This window comes from Stenotrophomonas sp. ISL-67 (assembly GCF_018612915.1).
Taxonomy (GTDB): Bacteria; Pseudomonadota; Gammaproteobacteria; order Xanthomonadales; family Xanthomonadaceae; genus Stenotrophomonas.
In genome coordinates, this window is the sequence record NZ_JAGGRL010000006.1 from 241,467 (window position 1) to 250,956 (window position 9,490).

The 9,490-nt window shown below is 56.2% G+C and carries 4 protein-coding genes; all 4 read left to right on the plus strand.

Features of this window, described 5'->3' with window-relative positions; genetic code table 11:
- Positions 1-329: 329 nt before the first annotated feature.
- The 4 genes from J7J08_RS08815 (at position 330) to J7J08_RS08830 (ending at position 8,936) form a co-directional block, all read left to right on the plus strand.
- A complete protein-coding gene (locus J7J08_RS08815; protein WP_343237720.1) occupies positions 330-2,600 on the plus strand; it encodes an AAA family ATPase in 2,271 nt (756 codons plus the stop codon).
- Positions 2,597-4,585, plus strand: coding sequence for a UvrD-helicase domain-containing protein (locus J7J08_RS08820; protein WP_214904091.1), 1,989 nt, complete (start codon positions 2,597-2,599; stop codon positions 4,583-4,585). Before J7J08_RS08815 ends, J7J08_RS08820 begins: the two co-directional genes overlap by 4 nt.
- A gap of 908 nt (positions 4,586-5,493) precedes the next feature.
- The gene (locus J7J08_RS08825; protein WP_214904094.1) at positions 5,494-7,884 is read left to right on the plus strand and encodes a hypothetical protein; all 2,391 of its coding nucleotides are present in this window, start codon (positions 5,494-5,496) and stop codon (positions 7,882-7,884) included.
- 242 nt (positions 7,885-8,126) lie between these two features.
- Entirely contained in the window at positions 8,127-8,936 is an 810-nt protein-coding gene (locus J7J08_RS08830) for a hypothetical protein (protein ID WP_214904097.1), read from the plus strand.
- Positions 8,937-9,490 lie beyond the last annotated feature (554 nt).

A 9,490-nucleotide genomic window follows, 5' to 3' on the forward strand; every position in this document is an offset into this window, starting at 1 on the left:
TCTAAACCATCGACTTTAGGACCAATGGCTGCCGTTCCCGACGAGATGGGCGATACTCCTGTTCAGCTAGCGACTAATGCGTTGGGTAACGATCTTGTACCCTGCACGGCACCCGCTGATGGGGCGAAGCTTCCTCGCTTTCGGGTCAAGGACTTCGCGGTCCTGAATCGGACTTATGCGGCGGGCCTAACGTCTCAGCCAATTTGTGTCCCCCGTGATGCTCGCCAACCATTAGCAACAGCCTGGAGCTACGCGCTAACGCAGCACGCCACCTTACGAATTCGATTCTTCAAGGACCGACGATGAGTGCCCAACCTCAAGAATTCTCTGTGTCCCCCAATGTCAGCCTAGCCTGTGTCGAACTGAACCGGTTCCGGAGGTTCAGTCGGGCTCTGGTTAAGATCGACAAGCAAACCACGGTACTGGTCGGTGCCAACAACAGTGGCAAGACCTCCGCCCTAGTAGCCATCCGCAACTTCCTCAGTGCAGGGCAGGCTTTCGGTGCCTTTGACATAAGCCTCGACCAGTGGCCGGCATTGAGAGCTCTCGGAGAAGAGTGGGACAAGCTCACCGAAGATCCAGCGTCTGCTGCGGACGATGTCGCCAAGTGGGAGGGGCAGCTGGCTGCGCTTCTGACCAGCATGCCTACACTGGACTTGTGGTTTGACGCAAAGATTGGATCTTACAATCTTGTCGCCCCGTTTATCACTTCTCTGGATTGGGACGGAGGTCTAGTGGGAGTTCGCCTTCGCTTAGAGCCCGCATCCTCCGTTGAAACACTGCAGCGACTAGCCTGGCGATACCGTGAGGCTAGGCAACCCGTGAAAGAACTTAGTAAGGAAGCTCAAGCTTGGCCCGTTGACCTAATCGACTATTGGCTTCGTCATGCAGCCGACTTGGGTAGCGTACTAGTCTACAAACTGAATCCGACTCAGGGCCCTCCAGCGGACCTGCCCGGTGGTGCTTCCCAGACCCTGACCCCCCAAGCGGCACCGATTGACCGAACGAAGCTCTCGCAGCTGATTAAGGTGGACTTTGTTGCTGCACAGCGGGGCCTCGGAACAGAGGAAGCAGATACGCGATCGGCTTCCGGAACGCACAAGGTCGGCTTGTTCTCTAACCAGCTATTGAAGTACGCACGTCAACATCTTAACGTCGCGACCACAGGGCAGAGCAACCAGCCCGAGCTCATCGAAGCGATCGCAAAGGCACAAATTGAGCTTGATGCTCGCATAAAAGTCGCCCTAACATCTTCCATTGAGGATGTTAAGAAGCTTGGATATCCGACGCTGCATGATCCGCAAGATATACATTTCAGAACTCGCATCCAAACGGGCGACCTGCTCGACCATAGTACTGCTGTGCAATACCGTCTCGACGGCCAGAATGCTGAAGACTACCTCCCTGAGTACGCAATCGGGCTGGGCTATCAGAACCTTCAATCGCTCAGTTATCAATTGGTCTCCTTCAGAGATGAAAGGCTGAGGCCAACCAAAGGTAGCCCCGCTGCTGTGCACCTCGTTTTGGTAGAGGAGCCGGAGGCACACCTTCATGTCCAGGTTCAGCGCATCTTCCCGCGGCGAGCTTGTGAGCTCATAAGGCCTTCTGCCCCCGAGCATGCGCATCTAAGCAGCCAATTAGTAATAAGTACACATTCGAGCCATCTGGCACACGCAGAGGACTTCGATCGGCTGCGCTACGTCCGCCGGATCCCAGCGGCGGCGAAAACAATGCCGTCTTCAGATGTCATCGACTTAGCCACTGCCTTTGGCACCGACAAAGAGACCAAGACCTTTGCCGAAAGGTACTTTCGAGTGCAACATACGGACCTTCTATTCTCCGACGCCGCGATCTTTGTAGAGGGTTCCTCAGAGAGGATGCTAGTACCCCTCTTCATTGAGCGAGACTTTCCAGAACTCGACAAACGCTACATCTCCTTCCTCGACCTTGGTGGTCGTCACGCCCATCGACTGCGTCCGCTCGTTGAGAGGCTTGGGATACCTACGGTTGTCATCACCGACATTGACCCCGTTGAGCTAGGAAAGGACTCAAAGGGTGACGCGGTACGTAGAGCTGCGGCAATCGTCGACCCAAAGCTGCTGGAGTGTGGAAACGATACCCTCAATGGCTGGCACCCCAAGAAAAGGGAGTTAAACCTGCTGGCGGAGCCCGCCGAAACAGACCAGGTCTGGACGGATGGAAACGGAGGGCGGGTTCGATTTGCCTGGCAGGCCCCGATTCCCAAGGACGGACCTTGGCCAGCTTCATTTGAGGACTCATTAATCCTGACTAACATTGATTGGTTCAAAAGTATTGATCGAAACTCAAGGAAGAAGCTTCTTGAAGGCGGCCTTCCGCCGCCGAAGTTGATCGGCTCACTGCGTAAGGTAGTAGACATCGTCACTGCGAATCCAGATAACCGGGATCTCTGTAGGGCGCTGCACGGAATGCTTCGAGCAAAATTCCCTAAGGCGGAGTTTGCTGCGACCATGTTCGAGCGTATAAGCCTAGGCGACACAGTAGCCTGCCCCGCGTACATAGCTGATTCACTGACTTGGTTGGACAAAGAGCTGGCGACCTCGAAGAAGGCGAGCCCATGATGGGTGACCCGAAGGCCGACCCGAATAAGCGCGACTCTGGCGTAGTCGAGGAAATCGTCGGCTACGCTACGAGCAAGCCGCCGCGGAGTTTCTTTCTTTTCGCTGGAGCTGGGTCCGGCAAGACACGTACCTTGGTCTCTGCGCTTCGCGAGCTAACTGGCGTCAAGCCAGGCAACTCACTGGGACAAGCGCCGCCGGAGGCAGACGTCCCAGCTGTAAGGTTCGCAAGAAACCTGAGGGCACGCGGCCAAACGATTCGTGTCATCACTTACACAAAGAACGCCGCGTTAGTGGTCACTGGCAGATTGGGCAACAACGATCTGGCACAGGTCGCGACCATCCATTCCTTTTGCTGGGACCTGGTAGCGGGTTTCGATGACGACATCCGTGAAGCGCTGCTTGGATTGAACGCTATCGCATTGGACAAGGCACGCGCCTCTGCAGCTGGACGAAAAAATGGTGCGACCGACAAGGACAAGCTGACGATCTTTGAGCTTGAAGCCAGGTCTGCAGGTTTCAGCTCGGCCCAACAATTCACCTACAGCCCAGACCGGAAACGCTATGGAGAGGGCGCATTGAGCCACTCTCAGGTCTTGGCAGTTGCGTCTTGGCTGCTTAGAAATAAGCCGACGCTTCGCCGCATCCTTCGGGATCAACATCCTCTAATCCTCATCGATGAGTCCCAAGACACGATGAAGAGCATCCTAGATTCACTATTAGAGGTCGTTGCAGAGGAACCGTCCAAGCTGATGCTGGGCTTAGTCGGTGATCACCGTCAGCGCATCTATCTGGAGGGACACGCAGACCTTCCTAGCAGCATTCCGCCGACTTGGGCAACACCGACGCTGGAGATGAACCACAGAAGCCAGAAGCGTATCGTTGACCTCATCAACGAGATCTGGGACTCCAAATTGGAAGGCCGAACCCAGTTCACCAAGGCGCCCCCCCAACATCCGCGCAAAGAGAATTCGGGCGGAATGGTGCGCGTATTCATCGGCAGCACGCTGACTTCGCCTGAAGATAAGCTCCGACGTGAGAGACTCTGCGAGTCAGAAATGCAGGCCGTTACGGGTGCTGATGCCTGGATGACAGGTAGCCCCGGATACAAGGTCCTAGCCTTGGAGCATGCGCTGGTGGCTCGGCGTGGCGATTTCCTCGAGGCGTTCGAGGCTCTCTCGCTGCTCGACCCAGAGTCGGTACGCCCTGACGCTAATAGCGAAGCTGCGGGGCCTGCTGCAGTTCAGATCCTCTTGCGGGAGATGGCGGACCTGGCCGACTGCGTCGACGATGAAGGCGGACTATCCGACTTTGCTGTCACAGAAGTGCTCCAACGTTACGGAAGACTTCAAGCGCTTCCTGAGGACGGCGACGTACGTTCGCAGCGACTAAAATCCTATCAACTAGCAGTTGTGGGCTTCGCTACAGCCTGCGCCAATCCGCGGGCCACTGTGCGCGAGGTCCTCGCGCCTATCCTTCATGGCGGCCTGTTCGAGCCCGACCAGCGGCTCGTAGCAGCATTCAACGATGTTAACTTGCCCCCGCCGGCACCAAAGCCGCGACAGTCAGAGGCCGTAGAAAGTAGGCTAGCCCGCGGTTGGTATAGGCTCTTCGCATCTCCCTGGATTCAGCTTCGACGATTCAAGACCTATCTAAGCGGAAATTCGCATTTTGCAACTCACCAAGTGGTCAAGGGATCGGAGTTCGAACATGTAATGGTAGTCATGGACGATGAGGATGCTGCTGGGTTTTTGTTTGCGTACGACCGCCTATTCGGCGCGCCTCTCGGCGAGTCAGACGTCAGGAACGTGAAGGACGGTAACGAGACGTCGATAGACCGAACGCTCCGACTCCTCTATGTGACCTGCAGCCGAGCAAAGGAAAGCCTGGCATTGGTGCTTTGGGCACGGGATGCGGCCCAAGCGCTGGAGTACGCGGAGAAGAGTAGGTGGTTCAAGCCGGGTGAGGTGCTTGTCATACCTGACTGAGCCAACACCTTGCGCGAGGCGGCCTGCCCGATGGGGAGTCCCTACCAACAGCAACCTGCGCGGTTGTTATGTGGGCGCCCCTCGAACACGTCTAGGGTGCGGAGGGACCTCCGGGGTGCCGAACCCGCCGCCCCGGCCGCTCCGGCTAGCCTTTGGGTCGCTACCTCGCCTCCGTCAACCTTAGTGGCTCCCAGATCATTCTCACTAACGATCAGGGGCCTGCATCATGTTGAATTGGCGCAATACGTGCTTAATGCGAGCACGCGTCGCCACGTCTTAAGGCGGCCCAGTCACGAAACATGGCCCGTAAATCATTGAATCTAAAGCCGGCATAACCATTTATGCGGCTCTCGCGCTCGCGAATTCTAGAATGCTTGCAACAGCGCGTGAATTACGTATGTTTTAGCGTCATGAGCACCCTTTCGCTGCCAAGAGCGGCACTTCGATGCAACTCCGAGGATGAGTTGCTAGGCACGATCGTGGATCAATTTGGACTCTACGTCCGGATTGCAGACGCTTGGCATGCCTTGGGGTTTCGCAGCCTTGAGGCTGCCAGACGTGCAGCCGTTCAAGGCCGTCTGGGCATCGAGGTAGTGCGTGTACCAGGCCGGAGGGGCCGCATGGTCACCTCCCAAGCTCTAGCACGCTGGCTCTTCGAAGCATCGCGAGTCGGATCCAGCTAGGTTCATCGTGAACTAGCAGCTGCCTCCCCGTAGGAGAGACCCATGAACTGAACTAGATCCTCAATTAGGGTAGAAACAACAAACCCCGGCTGGCAGGCCGGGGCTTGAGTGCAGCTAGCGTTGGTTTCGCGTAGCTGAATCTACCCCCGACCCGTACTTCTTTCAAGTACCCGTTGCTTCGGGAGGGAGAGGCATTGCCCTCCTCCCGCCACCAGGGACACGTAGATGACGCTGGATGAACTGCGTAACCACCTCAGGACACTGGATCTTTGCGAGGAAGATAGGGCATTTGCCCTTGAACTGTATGGTCAAGACGCCGGGCGAAGGGTCGGGACATATGCGCTGGACAATGTGATCGTCGACTTCCATTCAAGGAAGTGCCGTGACGTACGCCAGCTTGAGAGCCATACAGTTGAACAGACGTTTGCCTTCGAGCTGGAGCTCGACCCAGACGTAATCTCCTACGTCTGCCAAGTCACATGCCGCGGAGTTCGTAGGGGGCGACACGTAAGCGCAGCACATGCTGACTTCTTCGTAATTAGGAAGTCATCCGCAGAAGTCATCGAGTGCAAGCCGATCTCCAAGTTGGACCGCCTGATCGCGACCAAGCCAGAAGAGTGGCTGAAGCATGATGGTAGATACCGGAACCTGGTATACGAGCGATGGGCAACATCCCACGGCCTTAGTCATCGGGTTTGGGCATCGCCAGCCAACATAGGTCGATACCACCGAAATCTTCAATTCATTTACCAGAACTGGGATGAGGAGCTTTCGCTTGTCCGCAGAGAGGGGTTCGCCGATGTCAAAAGGTTGCTAGCGGCTGGCCCGATGAGCATTGAGGACCTGATGCTGAGGATCGCTTGGTTCAATGCAGGCGTAGCGGCAGGCTTCATCGCAGACAGATTGCTCTACGGACCGATTGAACATGTGCCTATCACCGACACGCGCAGCTTCATCCTCACACTTAACGCCGATCAAGCTGCATTGATTGCAAAAGATATCTCTAACAGCATCACGGATCTCTACCTCGATGCAAGTGGCCCGGCCTCGACCGCTAGCGCAACGGACGCCGAGCGTGGTCGCCTACGCCTCGCGAAGCTTGACAAATGCGATCGCGAAGGAAGTCCTATTCCGCGATCCATGCGTAGGATGCATCGTAGTGTCTTGCTCGCGCGCGCAGAAGGCCGCAACCCCCTCCATGAGACTGTTACAAGGTATGTGCGATCTGGGAACCGTTCGAGCCGGCTGACGGTCCCTCAGACAAACATGATCTCCGGGGTAATTCGGACCCACTGGCTTAAGGGCGTCGTATCAACGATCTCTGAGCTACACAGGGAGCTTGTACTCCAGTGCCACAAGGAAGAGATACAACCCCCTGGCCGAAAAGCACTGGTCAGAAGGGTACGCATGACATCTCGCGCAGTTCACGATCTTGCAGTCGGCGGCAAACGCCAGTATCAGGCCAACAGGCCTCGTTCAGACGCTCGGTTCCGCTCAGGCACAGCGCTTGCCGTGCATGCGGTTTTGCACCTGGATGCAACCAAAATTGATCATAGGACCTTCATACAGGGCGAGGACGGCATGGAGGATATATGCCCACTTCTCTACTGCGGACGCGATGAGGCATCTGGCCTGGTCATGGCACACGCTTTCGTCTTTGGTCCAGCCAGGCGTGATGGTCCATTGCTGTTGATCCGCAACTACGTTCGTAAGCACGGACAAGCTCCGCACACGGTCGTGATAGACCGCGGGACCGACCTCAAGTCTGGACTGAGTGAGATGTGCCGCATTTACGGTATCTCTATCCTCACCGTTCCGACGGGCGGATGTCGTTTCAACTCCCAATGCGAGACCATTCAGGGCCAGATAAACGCTATGGTCAGCCACAAGCTAATCGGTAGCACCAAGCCAGACCAAGCCGGGCGGAGCGTGGATGGGAAGTTTAAGAGTCGCGCCACCGCGAGAATGGAGTTCTCAGTCACAGAGAGCCAAATCTGCTCACTTCTCTATGAGGTACTCCCGGGACTTCCTGCGGGCGATCTACACACGCCTGAGGAGCGGTTTGGCGCGCTTCAGTCTGTGGCACCGACCTCAGGGATCCCAGTCGCATTCGACGATGACTTTCGGTTCAACACATCCATTAAGCTCAACTCGAGGACGTACGATCGTGTGCGCGGATTCCGTCATATTGGAATCAGTTACACCAATTCCGAGCTGGCCGCGAGATCCGAGGTCGAGAAGATTCTGGAAGCCCGACGCGACCCGGAGGACACCTCGTTCGTTTGGATCCAAACCAGCCTGCGAAGATACAAGGCATGGTGCTCCAAGGTGTCTTCGATCGGCCACTACTCGGCAGAGGACCGTCACTTTGAGGCTATGTGGGATCGCTTCATCCGGCCTGACGTTGACGCGGTTAAAGAGAGAATCCAGCGAGACAACTACGAGCGTACGAGCCTAGCTAACCAAAGACAGCGAACCGCCGAAGAGAGTCAAGAGTTGCCCACCACTAGGCCCGATCTAGATAGTGAGAACACGTCGGAAGTTGGCGCTCGGCTGCTCGGCGTTGACTTCGATGGTCTTCCGGATTTGCTGTGCATCCGTTCTGAGGTGAAGTAGCGATGGTGACGCACGACAAAGCGGAACAGAGTACGCATACGTTCATCCCACATGAGAGATTCGTAACCACCCAACGCCACCTCATGCAGGCAGTCGCTAGGGTGCGTCCGGGTGAGTTCATTTGGTTGATCGGTCCGTCGTGGTCAGGGAAGAGCGAGATTCGTAGGCAGCTGCTGCCAGCTCTAGGTGGAGATCCAGTTTATTGGCCTTGTGGGCATCTCCCGCTTGTGTCCGTAAGGGCCGTGCTGAACCAGGGCGATAAGTTCAACCCCAAGGATTTCGCTCTTAGGCTTCATCAGGAGATCACTGAACCTGATGAAGCCTGGACGTCTGCCAGCTCCCGAGTTGGCAACCCAGATGCAGCCCATGCCGCCGCTGAGGCTCGTGCCGCGTCCTCGATCTGGCGGGAGGTGCGAGCGCGTACGCCAGAGCGTGTACTTCGTCTCTCATTCGAGAGGATGTCCAAGGTCCGCGGGCTCAAGTACATCATCATCGAGGAAGCAGCCAACATATCCCGCGTTGGCAAGAATCAAAGCGCCAGGAACTACATGCTTGGGATAATGGCGCTAATTGAGGAGATTGGATGCTGCGCCATCATGATCGGAACTCATGAGGCAGCGCCACTTTTTGAGGATGCACAGGAGATACTAAATCGTTCCGAAGTCCTGTACATGAGGCCATACAGTCTCAAAATTGAAGAAGATGTTGTTGCATATGCGTCTATGGTGAAGGCGATAGGCAGCGGGATCCCGCTTTCCCATAAAACGCTATTGCAGGACAACCTCGATCTGATCGCACTAAACGGAGGTGGCATCTTCGGCCCGACATACAGATTCCTCAGGCAGGCTGACGCAGAGCGATGCAAGACCAGTGAGCGCGTGCTAACAGAGAAGCATCTTCGCACTGCGTCGGGGACCGCTCGCAATCACACGTCTCTTTGGTCCGACATCGATGCGTTCAATAGGCTTGCGGATGCAAGACGACCTGTCTCGCTTGAGAGATTCGTGGGTCCTTCTGGTACAAAGCGCCTGAATGGGTCGAACAATGACTGACTTTCCTCCTACATGGACTACTCTCCCTCCCTCACCGATCGTCGACGGAGGTACGTTCTACACCGAGTCATTGGGAAGCTACGCCCGACGACTGGCCCGCTTAAGCGGTATGCGATGGGGCCATTTTCTGGAAATGATTGACGCGGAGTGCGGCCGTGGGCGTGCATACGCGGCGGAACCACAACGTTTTCATAAGCCCGGCAATGTATCTCTTCGTCGAGCTAAAGCGCTCGAGCGCCTGACCGGGCAGTCATTGCTCGGTGCTACGCTGCATTCGTTCTCGGGGATCCTCGACTGTTCTTCTACCTCACTGGACACTTATGCGGCTTGGTGTCCGGTTTGTGTTCAGAGCAGGGATCATGATGGGGTAGCAGCCACAAGACTGATTTGGACTTTCCTTGCGTACTCGCATTGCTCCATTCATGGCGTGCGGTTGGAGAGCGCGTGCGCGAGCTGCGGCTTTAAGCGATTGCAGAATGTGTCGTCTGGCACATGCTCGCGCTGTGAGCGAAGCCTTTGCCAGCTACAGGACAGGGTGAATCGCCCAGGCTTTT

Bases quoted from the DNA above. Each gene is read 5' to 3' on its own strand.
- J7J08_RS08820 (WP_214904091.1), top strand. From the start codon at position 2,597: ATGATGGGTGACCCGAAGGCCGACCCGAATAAGCGCGACTCTGGCGTA.
- J7J08_RS08825 (WP_214904094.1), top strand. From the start codon at position 5,494: ATGACGCTGGATGAACTGCGTAACCACCTCAGGACACTGGATCTTTGC.